Source organism: Lysinibacillus sp. NPDC094177, assembly GCF_050279145.1.
Taxonomy (GTDB): Bacteria; Bacillota; Bacilli; order Bacillales_A; family Planococcaceae; genus Lysinibacillus.
This window is the reverse complement of record NZ_JBNNTW010000001.1, coordinates 648,256-673,230: the sequence shown is the minus strand read 5'-3', so window position 1 is coordinate 673,230 and position 24,975 is coordinate 648,256. Positions and strand designations below refer to the sequence as shown.

The 24,975-nt window shown below is 33.6% G+C and carries 28 protein-coding genes and 1 pseudogene; 18 read left to right on the top strand and 11 right to left on the bottom strand.

From position 1 onward, the window contains the following. The first annotated feature begins 89 nt into the window (after positions 1–89). Complete coding sequence (locus tag ACQKNC_RS03210; protein WP_427423426.1) at positions 90–1,013, top strand: substrate-binding domain-containing protein; 924 nt, start codon at positions 90–92, stop codon at positions 1,011–1,013. A 141-nt stretch (positions 1,014–1,154) separates the two neighbouring features. Here the strand turns inward: ACQKNC_RS03210 and ACQKNC_RS03205 are convergent. Beyond that, positions 1,155–1,651: pseudogene (locus tag ACQKNC_RS03205) on the bottom strand (transposase); the annotation flags it as partial. 180 nt (positions 1,652–1,831) lie between these two features. Here ACQKNC_RS03205 and ACQKNC_RS03200 point away from each other — a divergent pair. The 4 genes from ACQKNC_RS03200 (at position 1,832) to ACQKNC_RS03185 (ending at position 4,156) form a co-directional block, all read left to right on the top strand. Beyond that, positions 1,832–2,056, top strand: a complete 225-nt coding sequence (locus ACQKNC_RS03200) for a tautomerase family protein (RefSeq protein WP_427423425.1) — start codon at positions 1,832–1,834, stop codon at positions 2,054–2,056. A gap of 533 nt (positions 2,057–2,589) precedes the next feature. Continuing rightward, entirely contained in the window at positions 2,590–2,790 is a 201-nt protein-coding gene (locus ACQKNC_RS03195) for a cold-shock protein (RefSeq protein WP_053484870.1), read from the top strand. 293 nt (positions 2,791–3,083) lie between these two features. Beyond that, entirely contained in the window at positions 3,084–3,566 is a 483-nt protein-coding gene (locus tag ACQKNC_RS03190) for an NUDIX hydrolase (protein ID WP_427423424.1), read from the top strand. Positions 3,567–3,817: 251 nt separating this feature from the next. Beyond that, on the top strand, positions 3,818–4,156 hold the full coding sequence (locus ACQKNC_RS03185) for a hypothetical protein (protein ID WP_427423423.1): 339 nt from the start codon (positions 3,818–3,820) through the stop codon (positions 4,154–4,156). Positions 4,157–4,216: 60 nt separating this feature from the next. Here the strand turns inward: ACQKNC_RS03185 and ACQKNC_RS03180 are convergent, their stop codons facing one another. Beyond that, the gene (locus ACQKNC_RS03180; protein ID WP_427423422.1) at positions 4,217–4,375 is read right to left on the bottom strand and encodes a hypothetical protein; all 159 of its coding nucleotides are present in this window, start codon (positions 4,373–4,375) and stop codon (positions 4,217–4,219) included. On the opposite strand from ACQKNC_RS03180, the gene ACQKNC_RS03175 reads away from it, so the two are divergent. Continuing rightward, entirely contained in the window at positions 4,374–4,580 is a 207-nt protein-coding gene (locus ACQKNC_RS03175; RefSeq protein WP_427423421.1) for an IS66 family transposase, read from the top strand. The two genes, ACQKNC_RS03180 and ACQKNC_RS03175, sit on opposite strands and share 2 nt — an antisense overlap. A gap of 350 nt (positions 4,581–4,930) precedes the next feature. On the opposite strand, the gene ACQKNC_RS03170 is transcribed toward ACQKNC_RS03175, so the two are convergent. Together ACQKNC_RS03170 and ACQKNC_RS03165 are read right to left on the bottom strand one after the other, a co-directional pair. Next, positions 4,931–6,223 (bottom strand): sensor histidine kinase, encoded by a 1,293-nt coding sequence (locus ACQKNC_RS03170; RefSeq protein ID WP_427423420.1) that lies wholly within the window; start codon positions 6,221–6,223, stop codon positions 4,931–4,933. Then, positions 6,223–6,936, bottom strand: coding sequence for a LytR/AlgR family response regulator transcription factor (locus tag ACQKNC_RS03165; protein ID WP_427423419.1), 714 nt, complete (start codon positions 6,934–6,936; stop codon positions 6,223–6,225). Before ACQKNC_RS03165 ends, ACQKNC_RS03170 begins: the two co-directional genes overlap by 1 nt. Positions 6,937–7,335: 399 nt before the next feature. Here ACQKNC_RS03165 and ACQKNC_RS03160 point away from each other — a divergent pair, with 399 nt between their 5' ends. The 5 genes from ACQKNC_RS03160 to ACQKNC_RS03140 all read left to right on the top strand — a co-directional run bounded on the left by ACQKNC_RS03160 (position 7,336) and on the right by ACQKNC_RS03140 (position 11,455). After that, positions 7,336–7,473, top strand: coding sequence for a lasso RiPP family leader peptide-containing protein (locus ACQKNC_RS03160; protein ID WP_427423418.1), 138 nt, complete (start codon positions 7,336–7,338; stop codon positions 7,471–7,473). Between the two features lie 332 nt (positions 7,474–7,805). Beyond that, the gene (locus ACQKNC_RS03155) at positions 7,806–9,071 is read left to right on the top strand and encodes an ATP-binding cassette domain-containing protein (RefSeq protein WP_427423417.1); all 1,266 of its coding nucleotides are present in this window, start codon (positions 7,806–7,808) and stop codon (positions 9,069–9,071) included. Between the two features lie 155 nt (positions 9,072–9,226). Further along, positions 9,227–9,964 (top strand): ABC transporter ATP-binding protein, encoded by a 738-nt coding sequence (locus ACQKNC_RS03150; protein WP_427423416.1) that lies wholly within the window; start codon positions 9,227–9,229, stop codon positions 9,962–9,964. After that, positions 9,948–10,736: an ABC transporter permease gene (locus ACQKNC_RS03145; RefSeq protein ID WP_427423415.1), complete on the top strand. Its 789-nt coding sequence runs from the start codon at positions 9,948–9,950 to the stop codon at positions 10,734–10,736. The genes ACQKNC_RS03150 and ACQKNC_RS03145 overlap by 17 nt, the downstream gene beginning before the upstream one ends. Then, positions 10,736–11,455 (top strand): ABC transporter permease, encoded by a 720-nt coding sequence (locus ACQKNC_RS03140; protein ID WP_427423414.1) that lies wholly within the window; start codon positions 10,736–10,738, stop codon positions 11,453–11,455. The genes ACQKNC_RS03145 and ACQKNC_RS03140 overlap by 1 nt, the downstream gene beginning before the upstream one ends. Positions 11,456–11,830: 375 nt before the next feature. On the opposite strand, the gene ACQKNC_RS03135 is transcribed toward ACQKNC_RS03140, so the two are convergent. Next, positions 11,831–13,207, bottom strand: coding sequence for an MATE family efflux transporter (locus ACQKNC_RS03135; RefSeq protein ID WP_427423413.1), 1,377 nt, complete (start codon positions 13,205–13,207; stop codon positions 11,831–11,833). A 19-nt stretch (positions 13,208–13,226) separates the two neighbouring features. Next, positions 13,227–13,706 carry a DUF6530 family protein gene (locus ACQKNC_RS03130; protein WP_427423412.1) on the bottom strand — a complete coding sequence of 160 codons (480 nt, stop codon included), beginning with the start codon at positions 13,704–13,706 and terminating at the stop codon, positions 13,227–13,229. Between the two features lie 330 nt (positions 13,707–14,036). On the opposite strand from ACQKNC_RS03130, the gene ACQKNC_RS03125 reads away from it, so the two are divergent. From ACQKNC_RS03125 to ACQKNC_RS03115, 3 genes are all read left to right on the top strand, one after another. Then, a complete protein-coding gene (locus ACQKNC_RS03125; protein ID WP_427423411.1) occupies positions 14,037–14,579 on the top strand; it encodes a TlpA family protein disulfide reductase in 543 nt (180 codons plus the stop codon). An 81-nt stretch (positions 14,580–14,660) separates the two neighbouring features. Then, the gene (locus ACQKNC_RS03120) at positions 14,661–15,164 is read left to right on the top strand and encodes a DinB family protein (protein WP_427423410.1); all 504 of its coding nucleotides are present in this window, start codon (positions 14,661–14,663) and stop codon (positions 15,162–15,164) included. Between the two features lie 22 nt (positions 15,165–15,186). After that, positions 15,187–15,912, top strand: coding sequence for a metallophosphoesterase family protein (locus ACQKNC_RS03115; protein WP_427423409.1), 726 nt, complete (start codon positions 15,187–15,189; stop codon positions 15,910–15,912). Positions 15,913–16,016: 104 nt separating this feature from the next. On the opposite strand, the gene ACQKNC_RS03110 is transcribed toward ACQKNC_RS03115, so the two are convergent. Next, complete coding sequence (locus tag ACQKNC_RS03110; protein ID WP_427423408.1) at positions 16,017–17,021, bottom strand: hypothetical protein; 1,005 nt, start codon at positions 17,019–17,021, stop codon at positions 16,017–16,019. A 363-nt stretch (positions 17,022–17,384) separates the two neighbouring features. On the opposite strand from ACQKNC_RS03110, the gene ACQKNC_RS03105 reads away from it, so the two are divergent. Next, positions 17,385–17,846: an SAM-dependent methyltransferase gene (locus ACQKNC_RS03105; protein ID WP_427423407.1), complete on the top strand. Its 462-nt coding sequence runs from the start codon at positions 17,385–17,387 to the stop codon at positions 17,844–17,846. Positions 17,847–17,948: 102 nt separating this feature from the next. Here ACQKNC_RS03105 and ACQKNC_RS03100 read toward each other — a convergent pair whose 3' ends face one another. Further along, entirely contained in the window at positions 17,949–18,644 is a 696-nt protein-coding gene (locus ACQKNC_RS03100; protein WP_427423406.1) for a response regulator transcription factor, read from the bottom strand. Positions 18,645–18,811: 167 nt separating this feature from the next. On the opposite strand from ACQKNC_RS03100, the gene ACQKNC_RS03095 reads away from it, so the two are divergent. The 3 genes from ACQKNC_RS03095 to ACQKNC_RS03085 are packed head-to-tail and all read left to right on the top strand — an operon-like array spanning position 18,812 to position 22,183. Continuing rightward, the gene (locus ACQKNC_RS03095; protein ID WP_427423405.1) at positions 18,812–20,437 is read left to right on the top strand and encodes a flavin-containing monooxygenase; all 1,626 of its coding nucleotides are present in this window, start codon (positions 18,812–18,814) and stop codon (positions 20,435–20,437) included. 28 nt (positions 20,438–20,465) lie between these two features. Then, a complete protein-coding gene (locus tag ACQKNC_RS03090; protein ID WP_427423404.1) occupies positions 20,466–21,191 on the top strand; it encodes an SDR family NAD(P)-dependent oxidoreductase in 726 nt (241 codons plus the stop codon). A 38-nt stretch (positions 21,192–21,229) separates the two neighbouring features. Continuing rightward, positions 21,230–22,183 carry an alpha/beta hydrolase gene (locus tag ACQKNC_RS03085; protein ID WP_427423403.1) on the top strand — a complete coding sequence of 318 codons (954 nt, stop codon included), beginning with the start codon at positions 21,230–21,232 and terminating at the stop codon, positions 22,181–22,183. A 143-nt stretch (positions 22,184–22,326) separates the two neighbouring features. Here the strand turns inward: ACQKNC_RS03085 and ACQKNC_RS03080 are convergent, their stop codons facing one another. The 3 genes from ACQKNC_RS03080 to qoxC form a co-directional block, all read right to left on the bottom strand. Further along, positions 22,327–23,187: a DUF6612 family protein gene (locus tag ACQKNC_RS03080; protein ID WP_427423402.1), complete on the bottom strand. Its 861-nt coding sequence runs from the start codon at positions 23,185–23,187 to the stop codon at positions 22,327–22,329. Between the two features lie 903 nt (positions 23,188–24,090). Beyond that, entirely contained in the window at positions 24,091–24,375 is a 285-nt protein-coding gene (gene qoxD / locus ACQKNC_RS03075) for a cytochrome aa3 quinol oxidase subunit IV (RefSeq protein ID WP_427423401.1), read from the bottom strand. Beyond that, a complete protein-coding gene (gene qoxC / locus ACQKNC_RS03070; protein WP_427423400.1) occupies positions 24,375–24,974 on the bottom strand; it encodes a cytochrome aa3 quinol oxidase subunit III in 600 nt (199 codons plus the stop codon). Before qoxC ends, qoxD begins: the two co-directional genes overlap by 1 nt. Position 24,975 lies beyond the last annotated feature (1 nt).

Genomic DNA, 24,975 nt, shown 5'->3' with positions numbered 1-24,975 from the left:
GAAATCAACCACACGTTTTGGTGATGGTCCAAAAATATTATAATTAAGTTACTATAGAATCAATAGAAGCAGAAGGGGAGATTTTTTACATGTCACAGGAACATTCCTATACGATTGAAGAGGTGGCTCAATTATTAAAGGTTTCAAAATTAACGATCTACGATTTAGTGAAAAAGGGGGATTTACCTATTTTTCGTGTAGGTCGACAAATGCGTGTGGATAGAAACGATTTACAGTTATATATACAAAAAAGCAAGACAGGAGCAACTCCTGCTGCATCTACTGCCTCGACTACTCCTTCGACAAAAAATAAAAAAATTATTATTAGCGGACAAGATTTAGCCTTAGACTTATTAGGAAAATATATAGAGAAAAAACAATCAAATAAAGTATTGCGCTCACATGAAGGTAGCTTTAATGGTGTCATGGCACTATATAATGGGGAATGTGATATTGCTAGTTTACATTTGTACGATGGGGATACAGGGGAATATAATACACCCTATTTGAAAAAGATTTTTGTAAGTCACTCTTATATTCTTCTCAATTTGATTTCACGCCGAGCAGGCTTTTATGTTCAAAAAGGAAATCCATTGCATATTCAATCAATTGATGATTTTAAGACCAAATCACTAAAATTGATGAACCGTGAAAAAGGTTCAGGTGCTCGTACTTTCCTAGATGAACAATTATGCATTCATCACATATCTCCATCCTCAATTGAAGGATATAACGAAGAAGAAATGAGCCATATAGATGTAGCTTCTGCTGTCGCAAATGGGAATGCAGACATTGGAATAGGCATTGAAAAAATATCAAAACTGATAGAAGTTGACTTTATTCCACTTATTAGAGAACGTTATGATATTGTCCTATTAAAAACACCTGAAAACCAACAGCTGGTTGAATCGGTCAAAGAGATTTTAAATTCACCAGATTTCCAATCAGAAGTAGTGGCACTAGGTGATTATGACGTCACTCAAATGGGGCAAATTATATATGAAACACTTTAAAACTGTAAGTGAAAAAAATACTTGCCATTTGGAGGGCACTGAAAAACTTACGTTTTCATAAAAGCGAACCTTTTTAAGATGAAAATAAGGCACTTCTTGTTCAATTTTGAACAGGAAGTGCCTTATCTCTGTCTCTATTCCTTATTCATTTTCGTTTAGTAGCTTTAATATCCGTTTCAAATTGACAGCGAATTTTGTTGTAGCACCTTGAATTTTCATGCCAAATAGACCCGCAGTCGATGCTGTATCGTACCCGTGTCCGTTTTCAAATTCACTATTCTTCGCTTCTACTTTGTAGCGATTTGCGGCTAATTTCTTAAATGCTTCCGTATTTTGAAATGCCTCTTGTTCGGCATGTGTATCCGACTTAATTGTGACAGAATATGTTTTACTTTTTGCGCCTTCTGCGATTTTCTCTTTTTTTGTATATTCGATATTTGCCTTTTCAGAGTAAGCTGCGTCTCCAATAACTGTATTAATTTTCATACCTGCTTGTGTACTTTTTTCACCTGTTGTAATGACAGCCGCTGTAATAATACGTTCATCACTCAACGCGATATGGTCTTATACCAGAAGAAAGAAGATTCCGACGTCTTATGCCCTTTTCGCGCATCCGCATCAGAAGAGTAATCTAGATTGTGTGGCATCCACAATAATCGTTTGACTGTTGATGATTTTTTATTATAAAGGAAAGCGTGACTAAAATAATAGTGTGATACATTGCGTTGTTTGGAGAAGCATCGCTCGCCCGCGGAAAGCGAGCAGAATGCTTCGGAAAACAACAGTAGAGTCACAGTGCCAAATGAAAAAAGCGAAGAATGCCGTTTGCTACAATTAAAACTTTTAAAGGTGCTTTAACAAATGAACAAAAACAAGAGCTTCATAGAAGGTTCGCTGATTTAATGGTCGAAATTGAAGGGAAAGGAAATGAGGAGTTTAGGAAATTTGTTATTCTAGCTATTGAAGAGGAAGAACCAATCAATTTGGGTATTGGAGGCATTAGAGCTACAGAAGATCTAATGAAAAGAATAACTGGAAATTAAAATTTTTCAATTGTTCTCATATGCTCATCCCTATCACTCCACATTCACTAAATAAGAACGGTCATTAAGAAGTAACAGCTTTGGTTCATTACCATTTCTGATTTTGATGCAACATTAGCAACAAAAAGCATAAAAGGACAGCAAACAGTTTAATACGATGATGATTAAGGTAGCAGGTGTTGTATTGGTCTTGGTCTAAAATTAATGGCGACGAAACCACAATAGATGTTTGTATAAAATTAAGTTTACTAACAAAGTGCGTTGATCTAAAAAGATTATCGTACCTTGTTTGTTGACCTAATTTAGTGACGGATTAGGTTAGTGAGAAATGTATATTTAATAAATCAGCTTTTGTACTAGACAAATATGATTTTTTATAATATAGTAAGTATAATAAAATCGTTTGCAAGGGAACAATAAATTCACATATTACAAAGAGTAATCGTGTTTTGTTTGATGCTTTTTGTAATATGTGAATTTTTTCTTTTGGCTAGATATGATTTTATTTAATACAATTAATGGAGGTCATTCAAATGACACAAGGTACAGTAAAATGGTTTAACTCAGAAAAAGGTTTCGGTTTCATCGAAGTAGAAGGCGGAAATGACGTATTTGCTCACTTCTCAGCTATCCAAGGTGACGGTTTCAAAACACTTGAAGAAGGTCAAAAAGTTGAATTCTCAGTAGAAGAAGGCCAACGCGGACCTCAAGCTACAAACATCGTAAAACTTTAATTTTAATGATGTAACCATAAAAGAGGCATCCTTTCATTAGGATGCCTTTTTTTTTATGCGAAAAAGGAAGCGTTGTTTTGAAAAAATGTATTGGCGCGATAATTGATATGGGCGAACTTCAAACTAAGCCTAATTTTGTTTTACATAACTGAACTGCATCTCCAAGAAAATAACAATTGCAATTTTAATTAGTGGTTTTAGTTGAAAACTGGAATAATAAAGGAGACAATTATTTGAATAAATTTCAAGTTAGTATGTTTTTCATGGTTTTTAAATGAATGTAGGAGGGCGTTATGGAAATTTGGGATGTTTACGATAAGAATAGAAATAAAACAAATAAGCTTCATATGCGTGGAGAAAAGTTAGTCGATGGTGATTATCATATAGTTGTACATGTATGGATAAAGAATAATAAGGGTGAATTTCTCTTAGCGAAAAGACATCAGGATAAGACTTATCCTAATTTGTGGGAATGTCCAGGTGGCTCTATTTTAGCAGGGGAAAGTAGTCTTGATGGTGCTATAAGAGAAGTAAAAGAAGAGATCGGAATTAATTTATTTAAGTTTAATGGAAAAATGATAAAGAGTGAACGTAGAGATGCGTATAATGATTTTTACGATGTATGGCTTTTTGACCAAAGCTTTGAAATTACGGAGACAGTATTACATGAAGATGAAATGAGCGATATTAAATGGGTAACCAAATATGAGCTTGAAAATATGTATAACTCTAAAAATATAGTACCAACGCTTGATTATTTTAGATTTGTCTTTTAATAAACTAAAAAAGCATTCATTTCAATGTTGAGTGGCTTAAAGGATTATTTAGTTGGAACTGTGAATGTACATCTTGTGTTTCAATTCATTAAAAAGCATCACCAAACATTAATTTATTTTCTTTGACACTTGCTACATGAATCTCTTAACCATCAAACAGAAAAATGGTTGATAAAGTAAAAATTGGAACTTTATCTAGATTTAATCGTATACAGAGTAATGGACATAAAATGTAGAGAGGAGGGGTTTGTATGCGTAGTAAAAATTTAATTATTATGATAGTGGCATTTATTGTAGAAGTTTTAATTACGTATTTTATTGCTTCATTTTTCTCCATAAGGTTTATCGAGATAATGTTTTTCACTGGTATAGCTTTTGCTGGGGGCAGTTTTTACTTTTCGAGTAGTGGTGGTGCTATGACTAGGTTATTTACATCTCAAGTTAGTGGGCAAACAGGCATAATTCAGAAAAGGGAAAAGTTCACTTATCAACTAGGTCCGATATTTATTACGTCAGTTATATTCTTTTTAATTGGTTTAGTACTCTTTCTCTTATTAGTTTGGGGAATAATTCCTCCTGTGGAAGCTTGAAATACTTATAAAATTGCTTAGACAAAGTATGTGTGGCTTTGTCTACAGCAATTTTAATGATTAATCGCTTAGCATTGCTTTTGATGTTCGTTTTTGCCAGCCTAGCTTGAAGTATGCGTATTGTAATACAAAATGCACACAGAAGGCAGCAGGGTAAGCTAACCAAACACCATTTAGCTCGAATGTAGTGTAGTTCGATAAAATTAATACCAATGGCATGTCGACTACTCAAATACAAGATGTTCGTTTGGAGTTAGATAATAATCGAGGCGAACGTTCCATCAAACCATTTGTGATTGATCGAAAGAATTGGTTATTTACGAAGTCACCAAAAGGCGCCCAAGCAAGTGCGATTATTTACAACATCGTCGAAACAGTAAAAAAACGGATTGGATACACTTCGTTATATAATGCATGTGTTTGAGCAAATACCGTTAATCGACGTCCAGGACAATGTAGCATTAGGTGCGCTCAAGACTTGGTCGGAAGCTATTCCAAACAACTGTCATGTTCCTAAAAATCTACATAAGAATAGCGCCTTCCTGAGAAAGGTGGGCGCTATTTGGCGCATGTAAGTTTGGTGTTAATAAAGCTGAACGAATACAGTTTTAGTAGGGAATAGCAGCATGTTAGCTAATGTTGTTGTAAATTTACTTTTTTAAATCCTCTTTGTATGCTAACTTTTTTTAAGCATGCGGTATAATGAATCAAACATCTTACTCATAAGCGCAAGAAAGGACAATAATATATAAGGAGTGGCCCTACCAGTCTTTTCTATTCTTCATTTTCTCTATCATATACATTGAGTAAAAGTATACTAACAATATACTGATTATCTTGAATCCATTGATTATAAATTCCGCTATTCTCTTCTACAATTCTCTTCACATTTTTAATTCCTATTCCCTCGAATCGTCTATTCTTTCGAGTTTTAAGCTCCACAGTATCAAATACATTTGAAATTTCTATAAGTAGGTGATTATTAAATTGTTTGATAAGAAGTGAAATCTCTTTTTCTTTAGAATTAGACAAACGCCCGACTGCGTTTATGGAATTATCTATTAAATTTCCTAGCACAACTGCAAAAATATCATTATCTAAATTAACTTTTTCAGAGGTGAAAGATTTAACTCTTAAAGTTATTCCATTGCTTTCAGCAATAGATTTTTTTTCATTCAGAAGATAATTTAGCACATAGTTATTTGTATAAAAATAATCATTGTGTTCGATTTTCTGTATCGAATTTTGAAGATATTTTTCAGCACCAGCAGTATCTCCCTGACTTAACATCCCCAGTAGAACTACGTATTGGTTTTTTAAGTCATGCTTCATTGAATATAGTTTAGATTGTGAATGCTTTAGTTGTTTAAAAAAATTCAATTCTGATTCAAATACTATTTTTTGTGTTGTAGCTTTTGCAAGTTTTTTTAAAAAATTCCCTATGGTTATATAAAGATATAGTATGCATATATTCATATAAAAAATACAAGTAGCAATCAATATAAAGTTAGGATGATTAATAAATTTAATTCCAGATACTACAGATGTACTTAACATAAAAACTGATATCGTTGGTATTGAAATTAGTGTCATTAGGAGAAAAACATTTATTGGTCTCTTTAATTTACGCTTTTGGAGAACGATAATTTTAAGAACAGCTACAGCCATTAGTTTTAAAATTATAGCAATAGCTCCTCCTCCAGCCATAAAGAGTAGATTTGAATTATAACCTTCTGATAGCAATACTTCTTTCGTAATAAAAAACGAAAAGGAATCACAAATGAAAAACATTAAAAGTAAGTAAATTAATGAAAAGAACTCTTTTCTAATATCTATCGGATTTCTGATTGTAATAACTAAAAACAATAAAGAAGTGAAGATGGTATTAATAAGAATATGTGATTGTTGATTAGAAAATAGTAAAAATGCAGTAAGAATAAAAGCCAAGAATGTAATAGTTAAGTTTTCTTTAGAAAACAGTTTATGGATGGATTTATTTAGGGAATAATGATTAACCAACACTAAATTAACAACAAAGTTGAATAATGCAACGATAGTATCATTCATTATATTAAGTCTCTTAACTGCATCAAAATTTGTTTTCTGGCACTATCCTTAAATGTACGACTTATTGGTATTTCAACAGTTTTCTTATCATTTAAATTAGCAATAATTGTATTATTGCTAATTTGTTTTACATATTTAACATTAACAATAAACGAGGTGTGGACCTGCACAAAATTCTCATTAATTTTCGATAAAAGGGCTCTTGTTTGAAGAACCGTTTCATATATATCAGTTGGAGTGTGAATGAGTACTTTCCTTTTATTTTTTTCAAAGTAAATAATTTCACTAAAAGAAAGACTGTAAAAAACTTTGTTAAATGTAAACATAAATTTTGAATCATCTAAATCTAAATACTTAATAGCGCGATTTAAGGCAGGATATAGTTTATCTTTTGTTACTGGTTTTAAAATGTAATCAAAAGTGTTAACCTTAAAGACCTTTTCCATATATTCATTGAAACTTGTAAGAAAGATAATTAGACAAGTATAATTATTTTTTCTAATGGTCTCGGCAATCTCTATTCCCGATATATTAGGAAACTCAATATCTAGAATAAACAAATCATATGTATTTTCTTTAAGTAATTCAATTAAACGAAATGGATTATTGAATATATCAATTTCAAATAATGAGGAGTCATATTCTAACATTAAATCTTCGATAGCTTTTGCAATAACTGGAACATCATCACAAATAGCAACTTTTATTACCATTGTTTCGCTCCTTTAATAATAGTAAATTGTAGCAATGAGCCACGAATATGTCATAAACAATAATTTGTGTGTGAAGAAAAATTAAGTTTAAATACTTAGCCACTTCTACCATTCTACAACTATCTTCCCTAACCAGTTTAATTGTAAACAATTCGATTTTTAGACATTTTAAAAAACTATAATAATTAGCATAAAAGACCCTGTTCTATGTATCTGATTATTAGGCTAGCGTAGAAATGATGTCATTAGTTACATATAATATGCAGTTTGTTACACAAAAAGAAAAATAGTTTGAAAATATATTATTATCAAAATAAATAGAATTTTTATTTCTATTTAATCTAATGTTAAAGCCATGTGAAATTGTGGTGTTTGCATAGTTAAAGGGGGTGAAATTCAATGACAAACGTTGTTTACTCTAAACCAACAATTGAGAAAGTTGCTAGTTTTAAAGAGTCTACTAAAGGGCTTTGGTTTGGTAAATTTATAGATGGTTTGGGTAGTCGAGCTTTTATTCACATTGAAATTGGATTTTAATTACAGAGAGAAAAGTGGTCATTGGAAAATTTTAGGATATCCAGTGACCACTACTTAATTTCCAATAAAATTTAACATACGAGACTTTAAAACAATCGATTCTTCAGCGAAAGGCGGGTACTATTATTTACATTCAGTTAAAAGAAAAGTTAACAAAATTAAGTTCTGATAAAGTACCATTTCAAGTACATATAAAAACGGCTTCGATAAATATTTTGCTTATTTCTCAACATGAGTATGTTAAGCATTCTAAAGCCAACTTAGAGATATATTGTATACCATGCGAATATCCAAAAATTGTAGACCGTATACAGGTAATTAAGGAATTTGAAATGTCAAAATTAGCAGTAACTTTTCAAAAGATTGTTTCTAAAGGAATCTTTGTTCTAGTTGACAAGTGCGAAGTTATTATAGGAGGAGCATTATTTGATGTTTCTCTATCATGGAAAATATTAAATGATATTTTAATTATTAGTGATTCGGCTAGTAATATTGCGCGATATTGTGATTTAAATATATCGAAATCAGCCGTTGCATTGAATTTGATAAGTAGTCTACCATATTATCCTTTTCAAAATATACCTTTATGGGAAGGTGTGAATAAAATTCAGCCATTTTGTGTTTTGAAATATGGGAAAAATAAACAATTGGATGAATTCAAAATTTGGATGCCGCTAGAACTAAGTAATGATTTAGAATTGACGCTGCAAAATATAAGAGAGCGGTTTTTTGAATTACTAAGGAATCCTACTAACAGCTATGCTAATTTATCTGCTGACCTTTCTGGAGGTGTTGATTCAGCCGCAATTGCGTATGCTTTAAAAGCATATTATGCAGACATTAAGCTATATCATGCAAAAACAGATAGTAAATGGAATAGTGATTCTAAATGGGCCACTATGATTGCGGAAATGGTACTTAAAGAAGTTACTTTAAGCGCAGAATATGGGAAACGCACAGCTATTGTCGGGCCTTCTGGTGCAGGGAAAAGTACTGTTTTACAATTAATTGAAAGATTTTATGATCCTATCAGCGGGCAAATTTATGTAGACGGAAAGGATTATCGCAGTTATTCACGTGAAGAACTTCGTAAACTTATCACTTATGTTGAACAAAATGCCCCTATTATAGCAGGGACTTTAAGAGATAATCTCCTTTTAGGAAATTCTAATGTATCTGATCAAGAATGTTACGATGTTTTAAAAGAGGTAAACCTTAGCTATTTGATAGAACGTTCTTCTGAAAAGCTCGACATGAAAATTGGAGAATCTGGTACTACTTTATCTGGTGGAGAACGCCAGCGTTTAGCTATGGCTCGTTCTCTTTTATCAAAGGCAGAGATTGTCCTTCTTGATGAATTGACATCCAATTTAGATAGTTTAAATGAAATTGGGATGAAAAAAGCTGTTGACAAGATGAGAGAGTCTAAAACTGTCATTGTTGTAGCACACCGTCTCTCTACAATAGTTGATTCAGATATAATCTATGTTCTTGAACATGGAAGAATTGTTGGTTCAGGTAATCATAATGAGTTACTTGATAAAGTACCATTATATAGAGAATTAGCTAAAGAACAATTTCTTGACAAGGCAATTTAAATAAAGATGGTAAACTCAAAGAGATTTAATAAATATTAAAAAATCATATATTTAGTTATCTGAAATTTCTGACTATATTAAATTCCTCATTGTTTAATTTAGAAACTGAAATTTTGTTAATCAAGACTAATATTATTTCGGAGGAGAAGGTTATATTGACGAATACTACAAAAAATATTGTTATATCAAAATTATGTAAACGACATGGAGAAAAAGATATTTTAAAAGATGTGTCATTTGAAGCGAAAGAAGGGAGAATCACAGCTTTTCTTGGGCCAAATGGTGCAGGAAAAAGCTCGGCACTTCGTATTTTGTTAGGACTTGATCGTTCAACAGGAACAGCAACTTTTGGCGGAAGTAACTATGTAACATTTAGTACTCCATTGAAAGTGGTAGGAGCAGCATTTGACGGTATAGGTGGTACTCCTTCTAGAAGTGTAAAAACCCATCTCAAAATCATAGCACAAAGCAACAACATTTCTTTCCGTCGTGTGTCCGAAGTATTGAAAATAGTTGGTTTATCAGAAAAAAGCAAATCTAGGCTTGGAACTTTATCATTGGGTGAAGGACAACGACTTGGACTTGCGGTAGCTCTTTTGGGAGACCCTCAATATATTGTTCTTGATGAACCAACCAATGGACTTGATCCAACTGGAATTCGCTGGTTTAGAAAATTTATTCGTCAGCAATCAGACATGGGAAAAACTATTTTGTTGTCATCACATCTTCTTTCTGAAGTGGAAGCTGTGGCAGACGATGTAGTTATTATTAATCATGGAAAAATAATTGCAACTGGTGAACTTCAGGATGTTATGAAAAATCTAGAATCATTGGAAGATGTGTTCTTTTCTCTTACAGAAGAAGGTGAAGCAAAAGATGAAGACTTTTTCTAGAACTATACGATTTGAACTGATAAAGATTTGTTCAAGTAGAGTGTGGTGGGTAATTTGTGCTTTAGTTGTCGTTATTCAACCATTACTTGCACTTATCACAGCAAAAAGCTTCGCTCAGATGGGTTTAGACGCGACACCAGAAACTCATCCGGAATTAGCGGAAGCCTTGCCTCCTTTGGATTACTTGGGATTTGATGCAGTGCTTTTTGGGTTATTACCGATGGTTGTTTTTGGAGGAATTTTAGGAGCGAGTGAATATAAACATCATATGTTACGTACAACTTTACTATGTCAAAGCAGTCGTATTAAGGTTTTCTATGCGAAAGTACTTGCACTTTTAATATGTAGTACATTCATATCATCTTTGACAATTTTTTCCACAATTTCTATTACGCATTTTGGTTTGGGGGAACTAGGTTTACATCCATTTTATTTAAGTACAATAGCTTGGCAGTTCATTGGCTTTTCAGTGCTGGATTGGATTTTACTAACAATACTTTCTTTTGGGATCGGAGTGCTCTTTAGAAATGCTATAGTACCTTTAGTTTTTTTAGTTCCTCAGGTTTATAATCTTGGAAATTATTTAGCGCAAAGGTGGGGATGGGGGGAGTATCTTCCTGTGGCAGCAGGTAATCTTCTCTTTGCAACACCAACAGATCCTTTTGAACATGATCCATTAAAAGGTGGTATCGTACTGTTGATATGGGTGATTTTAACTTTAATCATATCTTATTATGCTTTTATTCGTAGTGATGTAGGAGGGAAATATTGATGTACGCTGCGTTGCGTAGTGAGAAAACTAAATTTTTTTCTTTTGGTTGGTGTATTGTAGGTGTAATGGGAGCTATTATCGTTCCCTTACTCTTCTTATTAACATCTGATACTCCAAAGATAGGGAGAGAGAAGGAGATACTTTCTCTTTGCTTGCAAGCCCTCTATTTAGGTCAACTAGGAATTATTTTTGCCAGTGCAAGTTATTTTGGACAAGAATATTCTAACTCTGCTCTAAGAACAACACTTCTCACACAACCATCAAGATTAAAATTATTATGCGCTAAATTTGTAAATATTACCATAGTTGTAGTGCTTACAGGAATAGTTTCAAGTGGACTTAGTTTACTTGTTCCTTTTATTCAATATGATATGGAATGGACAGGTACTTTAATGATACGGTTACTTGGAAGTATTTCTCTTGGCATGCTTAGTTGGATTCAATTAGCTTGGATTACCTCTGCCTTATCCATTATGACAAAATCGCTTATAGCACCTACCGCTATCATGTTCCCGCTTATTTTGGGACTTAGCCAATTGTTGTTTACAATTTCTCAGTTGGCAAAATTTTTACCTACTCTTGCTACACTGAATCTTTTTTCAATACCTGCGGTAAATACCTTATTGGACAAATGGTCAGGGCTAGTGGTTCAATTTTCTTGGGTGGTATTATTATTACCTATTTCTGCTTGGTTGTTTTCATATCGTAATGTTCGTTAAAATAGTAATGGAATGTGTAAGCGAGCGGATTATGCAAATGTAAAACTTATTTTATTAACATAATTTTTTTCTAAATTCATTGTTGGAGCTGTTGAAGCATTAAAGATTATTCATGAACTGAGATACAAGACCATTTTTAATGTTTTAGTTTATAAGTAAGAATAATTTATTAATTTTTCTCAGGAGTTAATTAATATGCTTAATTAAGAATAAGCATTCTAGATACTTATTGTAAACATGATAATTGGGAAGAAGATGAGTGTCTTAAACCTATAGGTAAACAGAGCTATCGGATGTTCTATCTACCCTAAATACTTATGAGATTGCTGTAGACAAAGTTACATACGGCTTTGTCTACAGGTTCTATCATAAAGATTAATCGCTTAACATTGCTTTTAAAGTCCGTTTTTGCCAGCCTAACTTGAAGTATGTGTACTGTAACACAAAATGCACACAGAAGGTAATAGGGTAAGCTAACCAAACGCCATTTAGCTCGAATTTAGTGTGGTGCGATAAAATAAACGCCAATGGTACCTCGACTACCCAAATTGCGATGACTAGAAAGATAGTAGGCCATAAGACAACACCTGTAGCTCTCATTGTAGCTGAAACGGTTTGTGTATGACCAAAAATTAAATAGCTCCAAAATGCGATATATAAATAATCCTTTGCGATAAGTACCGTATCATGTTTATCAATAAAGAAAGATAAAATAGGTTCCGCAAATAAATACATAATTAAAATAATAGCGCCGCCTAAAATATAGTTAATACGCACACCTAATAGACGAATTTTTTTAATCATATCCGTAGAGTTAGCCCCTAAAGCCTGCGCAACAAATACAGATGTCGCAATAGCAATACTCATCGCTGGCACTTGTGCATAACTGGCCACCTGATTGACAACACCGTAAGCGGCAGTAGCATCGGAGCCGTAAACATTAACGAAGCCAATTACAGCAATTTCCGCTACAGAGATCGCAACCATACTAATGCTCGATGGAATGGCTAACTTTAATAAAGAAGCTAAAATATCCTTCTTTAATTTAAAATGCTGTAAAATCGATTTGTCTAAGCGCAAAATATGATTTGTTTTATGCAAGTAAGCAAGTAACAATATCATCGTCACCAGATTCGATAAAACAGAAGCATATGCAGCGCCGTTTAAGCCAAACTTAGGCAGACCAAGCCAGCCAAAAACTAATGGTGGTAGGAATGCGATATTTAAAATAACACTTATGACTAAAAATAAAAAAGGCGTTTTAGAGTCACCTACACCACGCATAAAGGTTGTGTACACAAAATACCAGAACATGATTGGTAGTGTGAAAAATAGGATTTGAGCATAGCTAATGCTCATATCTAAAATATTTGCAGGTGTGTGCATAAAGCGTAAAATCCACTCAATGAAAAAGCCACCAAAAATCGCGACGACAATCGATAAAATCGTTGTGAAGGCTAAAGTTACCCCTACAACCTCCTTCATCTTCTCATGATTGCCAGCCCCATACGTTTGCCCTACTAAAATTGAGCTACCTGAGCCAATCCCAATAGCAAACGCCATTAAAAAGAAGAAGAATGGAAAGAATGCTGAAATTGCCGCTAGCGAATCAACACCTAAATTGCGCCCAACCATAAACATTCCAAAGACTTGCCCTAGTGACTGCAGCACATTCGCTAGCATAATAGGGATTAAAAAGTTAAAAAAAGCTTTTTGTAGTTTTTTATCATCATGTAAAATTTGTTGGTCCATTTTTATGTCCTCTTGGGTTTTAATAACCCATTTCCTTTAAAATATTTGATAGCGTGCGTAGGCGTTCGCCAATTAGTTCACCATCCGCACTTAATGCTTGATTAAAGAGCTTAATATCCTCTTTAATTTGTTCATTTTCTGTGCATACTTCCACTGTCATAGCATCACCCTGTAAACCAACACGTTTAATAATAGGGTTTTCTTCATCATATAAATTTTCGTATTGATAAGCTTCCTTAAAATAAAGCTGAGACTCACATACTAAGATAGCGAGGTCAAGTACACGATGAAGAGGTAGTTCCTCCGATTGACGTGACCATTTACCACCTGTATGACGCCACACCTTAGCGGAAATATCTACCTTGCCTCTGTCATTCCATTGAGCTAAGCCAAGTGAAAGCCCCTGTGCATCTGTATGATAAGCAGTACGCCCATCAATATTGGCATAATTTTCAGCAACAATAACAGGTTTATGCTTTAAATGTGTAGGTATTTTCATCAATTACAACCCCTTCGTTAATTTGAATTTTAGTAATTTAGTAAATTACTGCATTAGTAAATATAACATTGGACAAATTTGGGAGTCAATCCGTAATCTGAATATTTTTAATTGTATGGATTAGGTGAAAAACTAATTATGGGAATTACTACTGATTTATAAGAAAGGATTTTTTATAGCTGAAAAATGTCATCTTGCCAGATTGTGTTGGATTAAAAAGAGGAAAGCTACTACGATTTATAGAGAGTAGACTGAATTTATCAAATTGGTTAAAATGATAATTGATATATATAATGGTAATTTTAAAAGGGGTAATTTAGGTGATTGTTTATGCAACTTAAAAAACGTTTAGGTTTATATTTCTCAGCTTTGGTAGTCGTATTACTTGTAGGGATTAGTTTGAAAAATGTATTTATAAATGCAGCAACAGTTAATCCGATAGTAGAAAATGAAGATGGAACAAAACAGCTCGTTTTTGATGCAAAATTAACACGATTAGATGAATCATCAACAACATTTAAAGAATACAATGGAAAGGTCCTAATCGTTAACTTTTGGGCATCTTGGTGTGGACCTTGTCAAGAAGAGGCTTCTGATTTAAGGGATTTTTATAACAATAAATCTGAAAATGTTGAGCTGTTAGCAATCAATGCAACTTCTAAAGATAGTAGTGAAAATGCTATGAAATTTAAAGAAACATACAATTTGAATTTCCCTATATTTCTTGATTTAGATGGTAAACTTCAAAAATCATTTGGAATATTGGAGTATCCAACAACCTTTATATTTGATTCTAAAGGTATATTGAAATATTCGATAGAAGGACAGGTTAATCAAAAAGAATTAAATAAATATATTGATACACTCTACTAATCTGGAAGCCCATTTCCTTTACGATGAGAGCGCTTTTCTGTTGCTTTACTAAAAATTTCGCAAGAAAAGAGGGGAATCATTATGTATCAGACATTAAATGGTTTTTTTAAGTCTTGGGAGTTCGAAGCCGATGGTACACAGAGGTTATTGAATACTTTAACTGATGAATCACTTAATCAGGAAATAACGTCTGAAAATTGGACTTTAGGACGTATTGCTTGGCATACTGTTACTGCAATTCGCATCATAACTTCAAATTCAAATTTAACTTTTGAAGGTCCAACTAAAGATTATCCTGTTCCTACTTCAGCGCATTTTATTGCAGATAGCTACTCTCAAGTCAATAATGCATTTGTGCAAGCTGTAAAGACCAATTGGACTGATCAAACCTTTCACGAGTACATCAACTTTTTCGGTCAAAAAATGCAAATTGGAACACTATTAATGTTTTTGATTCAACATCAAAATCATCATCGAGGACAAATGACGGTTCTTATGCGACAGGCTGGATTAACTGTTCCAGGCATTTATGGTCCAGCTAAAGAGGAATGGGCAAATATCGGTATGGAAGCTCCAGAAATGTAAAACTAATTAAGGTGAGGATATTGTGAAAATAGCAGTTATATCAGATATTCATGGAAATAAAGATGCATTAAAAGCAGTGTTAGAGGATATAAAATATAAAAGTATCGATAAGATATATAATTTAGGTGACACTCTTTACGGACCGTTATTCCCATTAGAAACCTATGAAATGATAAAGAGTACAGATATTAAAAGTGTAAGTGGAAATTGTGATCGGATATTAATACAGTCTTCATCGGAAAATCCAACTGTTCAATATGTATTAGACATGCTCACGGAAGAACATAAAAGCTGGTTAATGAACCTGCCGTTTTCAATTCAAACAGATGATTTTTACTTTTGTCATGCTTCACCTGAAAATGATGAGCTTTATATGTTGAATGAAATTACGCCAATTGGTGTTACTTTAAAACAACCAGAGGAAATAATGAAATTAGTAAAAGATATCCCACAAAATATTATATTTTGTGGTCACTCCCATTTTCCAACGATTGTTTATTTACCTAATAACAAAATCATTATTAATCCAGGCAGTGTCGGTTTGCCTGCTTATGAAGAAGTTGAACCGTTCTATTATAAGATTGAATCAGGTACACCGTTTGCGAATTATACAGTTGTAGAAAAAAGGAATGGTGAATGGATTATTGAGCAGTTAAGCATTCCTTATGATACTACGGAGGTTATTAAACAAAGTGAAGGTCAAAATAGATCTGATTGGGCCAGAGCAATAAAATATGGGAGAGTTTAAGGTGATATTTTTTTAGTTTAAAAAAGTAAAAGGACTTGTTGATAAATCATAAAAACAAGTCCTTTTTTTATCATGTTAAATACTGTCGTGAGGGCCTAATTTATTTATAGTTCTTCCTGGAAATAAATCTTATAAAATTTTCGATTTGTAGATTCATCGTAGCCTACTTCAATTAGTTCATCCACTTGCTCAATATCCTGTACGTTCACCTGAATCTCAATATTGGAATCGAGTTTAATTTTACGTTTATATTTTTTTTCAGCCTTTTCAAGTGCGCTCTCAGAAATAACAGTTTCATAAGGTTTTACCGAATTTATGATAATATCTTTTTGTGTTGGCTCTGCTTTTTCAAATACCGTTTCTATATAATTATTTACTTGAAACTCATCTTCATTTCTGAAATAATCAAGCGTTTTGTTTAAAAGCCCCAGTTTCTCCGTATTCGTAAAGCTCTCTTCTTTTAAGATATATTTTTTGCATTCTGTTAACGCTAAATTTGTTTTGTAATAATGTTCATCTGCTGCTTTAATCTTTAAAAATCGTTCTTGCCAGTAGACAATATCTTCTTTCCTTTTCGTTTTTATAAAGACAGCAGGTGCCTCATCCGTCCCCATATCTATGATGATGGCCATGTTATTGATTTTCTTAACATTAATTCCATCAATGCCATTAACAATCATTTTGTTTTGTTGGTTTTTTACATCTAAAAACATTTCCTTTTCATCAATCTTAACGATGGCGATTGCTTTTTTAACTTCCGTAGATAGAAAACAATTGTCAAATAATCCAATAAACAATTCGCCACTTTTAATGTTAGGATGTTGAGATACACTATGTAAGTGTTTAGCGATGTTTATTGATTGTTCAAGGAAATTATCTTCCTGATCAAAAATTGCCCTCACATATGTGTAAACCTCATTTAATCCAATATCTGTTTCATGAAAAAATTCGTATTGCTGCTCTAAATCGATTTTGCTAAACGCTAGCTGTGTAAAAGCTGCCTCTAGCATGACCTCTGGCTGTGAAAATGACTCCTCACCTAACACGAGTGTATCGTCAATAAAATGTATAATATATTGTGTTAACTTACTTTCACTTACTTCTAGCATGTTTTCCACCTTCTAAAATTTCATTGTAGATAATATACCATATCATAACCCTCTCAGCATTTTCATATATTTTATTTTTACGAATAATAAAACAAAAAGAACAGTGAATACATGCATTTAAAAGATTCTTTGACACATTTGCTATATGGAGACAATTAAATTGGATTCTCTATTAATTGGTGAATTCCTTTGAAATTGGCTCATCAGACGCCCTCAGAATGCGCCCAGTCGTTATGGGAATCAAAAACACGTTATGGTGATGAGTAAGTTCATTACCGTAAATTGACATTGGTAGTAGCTAAAGTATACTGGAATTAAACGGAAATATACATGGAGAAGTTAACGAAGAGAAGAGGTCTTGATATGCTTTATAACATTAAACCAATAGCTGTAGTAAGCAATAGTCGAGAAATGATTGAAGACGACAATTGGGGTGGCGTCATTTCTAATATTGTATTGACAAAAGATATGCATGAATCATCTTTAAAGGGGATTGATGATTTTTCTCATTTAGAAATAATTTTTTATTTTGACAAAGTTGCAGATGAAAAAATCCAATATGAAGCGAGACATCCAAGAAATAATACGGACTATCCGGAAGTCGGTATTTTTTCACAGAGAGGTAAAAATAGACCTAATAAAATAGGTGTAACAGTTGTAGAATTACTAGAATTAAAGGATAGAACATTAATCGTTAAAGGCTTAGATGCTATTGATGGAACACCAATCATTGATATAAAGCCTGTAATGAAAGAATTTTTACCAAAAGGTGAAATAAAACAGCCACGTTGGGCAACTGATCTAATGAAGAATTATTGGGACTAGTAACAGAGTATTAATTATATAAATGAATGATTTAAAAGAAGCTTTCTATTCAGGTTAATAACTTTACACTGAAGGGGATGAGAGAAATCCCCTTCTTTTATATTATAAAATAATACCTTGCTGATAAAGTAGGTTAATGGCATGGGAACGGTTTTTAGCCTTTAACTTTTTAATTGCAGATTTTACATATTGATTGATCGTTAATTCGCTTAAATCCATAATATTTGCAATTTCCTTTGTACTGTCTCCGTTAGCAACCTGCATCATAACCTCTAACTCTCGTTTACTAAGAGAAACATCTTTGCTTTTCCCGTTGGATTGAATTAATAAATGTCCAACCGTATTTCCAAAGCCAGTTAAATCATCTAAAAGCTTATCACTTATTTCTATATCTTCTTCAAAATGAGTGCTACAAATATAACCGAAAACATATGGCCCAATATATATAGGGACGATTAAAAGCTTATTGTGTTTAGAGGCAACAGCATATTTAATACTAATGTTTTTTAAATAATCCATTCCTGTGCAAAACTTTGCTTTTTTATCAACAATGGCAGAATAAATAATTGGAAAACTACGTATCTCCTCTCTAATTTCTCCGATATGGATTCCTCCAGATTCATTTAAATAAATAATGCCTTCAGCAACAAATCCTATTGGAGAATATCTCAATAAATAGGAATCTTTAATAGGGAATGAATTCAAATATACCTGCAAAATGTGTATCAGCAACTCTTCATGATTAGAAAAGTTATCAATAGTGTCAAAATGTTTTTGAATGGTATAAAGATTTGACATATTGTATCCCCTTTTTTAAGTATATAATACGCTTGAAATGAGGAATTTTCAATATTTTCTGTAAATTATAATATTAATGCTAAGATATTCTCTTTTTTTCTTCAGTTATTAGAATTGTGGAAGTTTATATGACTGTTTTACAAATTAACGAAGTGGGGGAAAAGTGTGTGAAAAATCATTCAATCAAAGAGGTAGATGCAATTGTACTTGGTGCTGGGTTTGCGGGTCTTTATATGCTATATCAACTAAGAAGTAAGGGGTTATCTACTGTTGTTTATGAAGCGGGGGACGGAGTAGGTGGCGTTTGGTATTGGAATCGTTATCCTGGTGCTAGATGTGATGTTGAAAGCATCTACTATAATTATACGTTTTCAAAAGAATTGTACGAGGAATGGAATTGGACATCTAGATTCCCAGAGCAAGAGGAAATATTAAGCTATTTAAACTATGTAGCAGATCGTTTTGAATTGCGAAAGGATATTCAATTTAATACACGTGTAAATGCTGCACATTTTGATGAAGAGCGTAGTAAGTGGCTTATTCATTTAAATGATGGCAGTCAAGTTTATGCAAAGTATTTCATAACGGGGATAGGTTGCTTATCTGCTGCAAATATTCCAAACATTAAAGGGTTAAATCAATTTAAAGGTAAGTGGTATCATACGGGGCATTGGCCACATGAAAAAGTTGATTTTACTGGAAAACGAGTAGGGATTATTGGGACAGGTTCAAGTGGAATTCAAGCAATTCCAGTAATAGCAAAAGAGGCAAAGCAATTAACAGTATTTCAGCGTACACCACAATATACAGTTCCTGCACGAAACCATACTTATGACAAGGAATTTATTCAAAGTACTAAGGAAAACTTTGAAACATTAAAGCATGCAATGAGGAATTCTATATCGGGTACACCTCACATACCAAATGATCGATCTGTTATGGAGGATAGTGAAAGCAAACGGCAGCAGGTGTTTGAGGATGCTTGGGCAGAGGGGGGATTTGCTTTTGCAATGTCTTATAATGATTTATTAACAAATGAACAATCGAATGAAAAGGCTTCAGAGTTTATCCGATCGAAAATTCGTGAAGTTGTCAAAGATCCTAAAGTAGCGGAGAAGCTAAGTCCAAAGTATATGTATGGCACGAAAAGACAAGTACTAGATACCGATTATTTTGAAACGTACAACAGAGAGAATGTTTTATTAGTTGATGTAAAGGAATCACCAATAGAGGAGATAACAGAATCGGGCATTAAAACAACGAATGATCAATATGATTTAGATATTATTATTTTTGCTACTGGCTATGATGGTATGACAGGTCCTTTATTTAAAATCGATATTCAAGGAAAAGACAGCGTTGCATTAAAAGATAAATGGGAGAACGGGGCTTCGGTTAGAACGTATTTAGGCTTAACGACGACAGGGTTCCCAAACTTGTTTATGATTACAGGTCCCGAAAGTCCGTCGGTGCTTGTAAATATGCCAACTGCTATCGAACAGCACGTAGAATGGATTGCAAATTGTATTGAGTATTTGCGCGAGCATGACATTGATGAAATAGAGACCAGTATACAAGCGGAGGAAGAATGGAGTAAGCATAATCGTGAAATTGCAAATGGAACGTTATATGTAAAGGGCGATTCTTGGTATACTGGCGCTAATATAGCAGGTAAGCCTCGAAGCTTTTTAATCTATCTTGGAGGGTTTGATAATTATATAAAACGTTGCAATGAGATTGCGCAAAACAATTATGAAGGTTTTACGCTGTTAAAATTAAAAACAATGTCTTAACTATTGTACGAGGAAGGGAGAACTAGGGATGAAACAGCAGGTGACAATTATTACGGGAGCTGGGAGCGGTATAGGAAGAGAGACTGCTAAGCTTTTAGCGAAAAAAGATATGGCGATTGTTTTAGTAGATTATGATGAAAAAAATGGACAGGAAACTTTAGAAGCTGTAAAGGAACATAATCAACATGCTATTTTTGTACTTGCAGATGTGTCCAAAAGTCAGGATGTCAAGAAGTATGTAGAAGCAGCAAAAGAGAACTTTGGGAGGATTGATATTTTTATCAATAACGCAGGTATATTAAGTCCTCCATCGTTACTAGGAGATTTAGAAGAAGAGACGTTTGATAAGGTTATAGCGGTTAATCTTAAAGGTGCTTTTCTAGGCTTAAAATATGTATTAAAAGAAATGGAACAGCAAAAATCAGGGGTTATTGTGAATACTGCTTCTGCAGCAGGTATTCAAGGTCAGCCATATTTAGGTGGTTATGCAGCGAGTAAACATGGTGTCATTGGATTAACAAAAACAGCGGCTGTCGAATATGGTTCTAGTGGAATTAGAGTAAATGCTATATGCCCTGGTGGTGTCGTAACGAATATGACGAAGGGATTAGAGTCGAGTCCAGAGGAAAACGGACCTATGCGAAGACTCGCATCGCCAGAAGAGATTGCAAATGTGATCGGTTTCTTAATTTCAACGGATGCATCTTATGTAAATGGCGCAGTTGTGACGATTGATGGTGGATTAACTTCTTAAAATCATAAAAAAATTTTAATGATGAAAGGATGAAATGAATGGAAAACCGTATTGATCCAGAACTAAGAGAGACTTTATCACTAATGCCACCTTTAGATTTAGACAATTTGGAGGCTACTAGAGAAGGGTTAGTTGCTATTGCTCAACCTGCTCAGATAGCAGACAATATTTCAGTTGAAAACAAAATGATTCAAGGACCAGATGATAATGATTCACTACGTTTAAGAATTTATAAACAGAAGGGGAAAACAGGGATTTTCCCAGCGCTTTTATGGATTCATGGAGGGGGATATGTAATAGGTTCTCCAGAGGGCGATGATTTACTATGTCAACGTTTCGTGAATGAAGCAAATTGTATAGTAGTGTCAGTGGATTATCGACTCGCGCCAGAGCATCCTTATCCTGCACCAATTGAGGATTGCTATGCAGCGCTAAAATGGGTAGCTGATCATGCTGATGATTTAGGTATTGATAATACACGTATTGGTGTAGCTGGGGCAAGTGCGGGAGGAGGGTTAACAGCAGCATTAGCATTACTGGCTCGTGATAGAAATTATCCTAACCTTAGTTTTCAAATGCCACTCTATCCGATGATAGATGATCGTAATAATACACCTTCTGCATTGGAGATTACAGGACATATGGTTTGGAATCATGATTTAAATCAAAAGGGCTGGGAAATGTATTTAAATGGGGATAATGGTGGTGATGATGTATCACAATATGCTGCAGCTGCAAGAGCGGAAGACTTATCAGGTTTACCATTTACTTATACGTGTGTCGGTCAATTAGATCCGTTCCGTGATGAAACATTACAATATGTAACGAGGCTATGTCAGGCGGGTGTTGATGTTGAATTCCATTTGTATCCGGGCTGTTATCATGCCTTTGAAAGCTTCGTCCCAACAGCAACAATTAGCCAAAGAGCAGCAACCGAATATGTTGAGGCCGCTAAATATGTTTTAAATCGTAATGTTTCTGTTCATTTATAGTATAAATAATATATAAGTCTTGCGGATATTTTCGAAAAATCTTCAAGTGAAATCCTAGGGTAATGGTCGATTTCAATGAAGTGTTACCCAAAGCAAAAGGAATCTGCGCACATTAAAGTATGCAGATTCCTTTATAATATTGTTTACTGTGCAACAGTTTGTGCGTTATCGATAATTTCTTTTGGTATGTCAATTGTTTTTAGGTTATTGAAATCAGTATATGTTACAACTGTCTTCATTTTTGACGAAAATTCTTCATTTTCCACTTTTATTTTCAAATCCATATTCACATCTATTTTATTTGTATCAAAAGTTTCTTTATCAATGTATAGTACGTAGTCCATTTTATTAATCGTTAAATTATCAAGAGGATTTTCTTGAAGGTTAAGATCTTTCAACGATTTTTTCATTTCAGAATCGATAAGCTCTTTAAACTTATCGCCCTTTGCGTCTAAAGTTAAGACATATGCATCATCTGTTTGCTCGAATTTAAAATCACCTGCAAACTTTTTAAGCTGTTCTAATTGTTCCTTAGCGTTTGCTGCTGATGAAGTCTCCTTTAAAAGTGAATCGAAATCATCACTTGGTAACTTTAACCATTTATCGGTAGTTTCGTCTTTTACGAAAATACCTTGATCCTTATTCATGTACATTTCAACTGACACTTCATTATTCTTGTCGCCTTCGTCAAGCATATCTGGCGAAGTCGTTGTCATTGAGAAGTGCATACCTACTGGATCGGTAACTACATCCACGTCCATTTTTGTATCGCTGGTAAATTTCTCTGCTTTGTCACCTGACCCCATTTTTGCCTCTTGAGTCACTTCTGCTTTTGCACTCGCACTTTTAATGTCTTCCTGGCGTTTCACCGCTTTGTCATACACTTGCTCTAAAGTGAGTTTACTTGTTTTAGTTGTGTCTTTAGTTGGTGTAGCGCTACTGTTACAAGCTGCTAGTGTTAGTGCTAGTGCTCCAACACTTAAAACTTTAAAAAATTTGTTCATTACTTTCATCTCCTATTCTTGGTAAAAACATCATCTATTAGTATACATTACTATAAAAGTAAAAGTTTCATTATTTAAAAAACAGTTCTAATTCAATATTAAAATAATAGTAAATGCCCAATTTATACCTGTATTTATAAGCCTTCATGCTTAGCTGAATAACAAGAAAAAGTAGTACAAGAATAATAAGTGAATTAATTTCATAAATAATATTTTTCGTTCGATACTTTTCATCGAAGCTGTTGTAATAGTAACTGTGTTCATATATATATGTCGGTCTGAAATGCTAATCAAATCCGGCCTTAGCTGCAGACATTATAGGAATGACTGCACGCATTTGATACGTACTTAATTGACGGAAAATGGGCTCATAATCATAACTGCATCCAAAATAGCGGTCTTAAAATACCCTTGAAATAGGTTTATTATCATAACGTTAGCTATAAAAGTTTCAAAATCAAGTTTTGTTAATAATTGAACAAAACTTGATAATAATCAGAAAATTAACCTATAATGTGAGTTTTACAACAGGGAACCGTTGCTAGAATATTTGCAGAGTGAATCATAAAGTTATAGAGCTTTAATAGTTTATGGTAGAGAAAACTAAATGCAGGGGTCTTGAAAGACGATAGGGTATTTAGTGTTTGATTTGAAATAGGTGTGCGCAGGACATAGTTTAAATCAAGTATTCGAGGCATTAGAATTATTGGTTGCTAACAGAGCATAAAAGAATAAGGACTGGTATTCAGGCTGAACTAGGCCTTATTTAGATGCAGAAATATTACTTTTTAAACTGTACTGAATGTTGAGTTATGCGAGATAGTGTTCATTTAAATTGACGAAAAAAATTTTTTCCAAAAAGAAAAAGCCGAGAAAATGATATCATTTTCTCGACTTTTCTTATCAGTTATAGCCCCAGATCATTGCGAATAATGTACCTAGGATTGTAACAACACCTACGAATACTGCATATAAAATCGTTATATATAACGTTTTCTTATCTTCAGATTCACCGATGTGCATGAATAATACTAATTGTACAGTTGCTTGTGCAATAGCAGTCACAAGTAAAATACCAAGTGCCATGTTAGCAGACATATCAAACTTAACAACAGCTAAAGCTACAATTGTTAGTAATAGTGAGAAGCCGAAGCCCATCACATGTTGTTTTGGGAATAATTCCTTCATCAGCTAATCAGTCCTTTCAAGTAGACGAAGCTGAAGATGAAAATCCAAACAACGTCTAGGAAGTGCCAGTACAGTGAGAAGATAAACGCTTTGTTAGCCGTTTGTGGGTTTAAGCCACGGTTTGCTACTTGGATTAAAATTGCAACGCCCCAGAAGAAACCGAAAGTTACGTGGGCACCGTGCGTACCAAGTAAAGTCATTAATGCTGATAAGAATGCGCTAGTTTGAATTGTAGCACCTTCATGAACATAAGTGACAAACTCATCAATCTCAATACCTAAGAAGCCAAGACCTAATAGAAGTGTGATGATGAAAAATGCCATCATCGCTTTTTTGTTGCCAATGCGCATTGCATGAATACCAAGACCAATTGTGAAACTACTTGTTAATAATAAGAATGTTTCCCATAATACTGGTGTTAATTCAAAGATTTCAGCGCCATTTGGACCACTACCTGTACGTGTATGAAGTGTGAAATACACTGTAAATAGTGTGGCGAATAATACGATTTCGGCACCAAGGAAAACCCAGAAACCGAAAATTTTCAGGCGATTTTCCTCTGTACTATATTCTAATGGAAGTGAAGAATCGATTTTCATT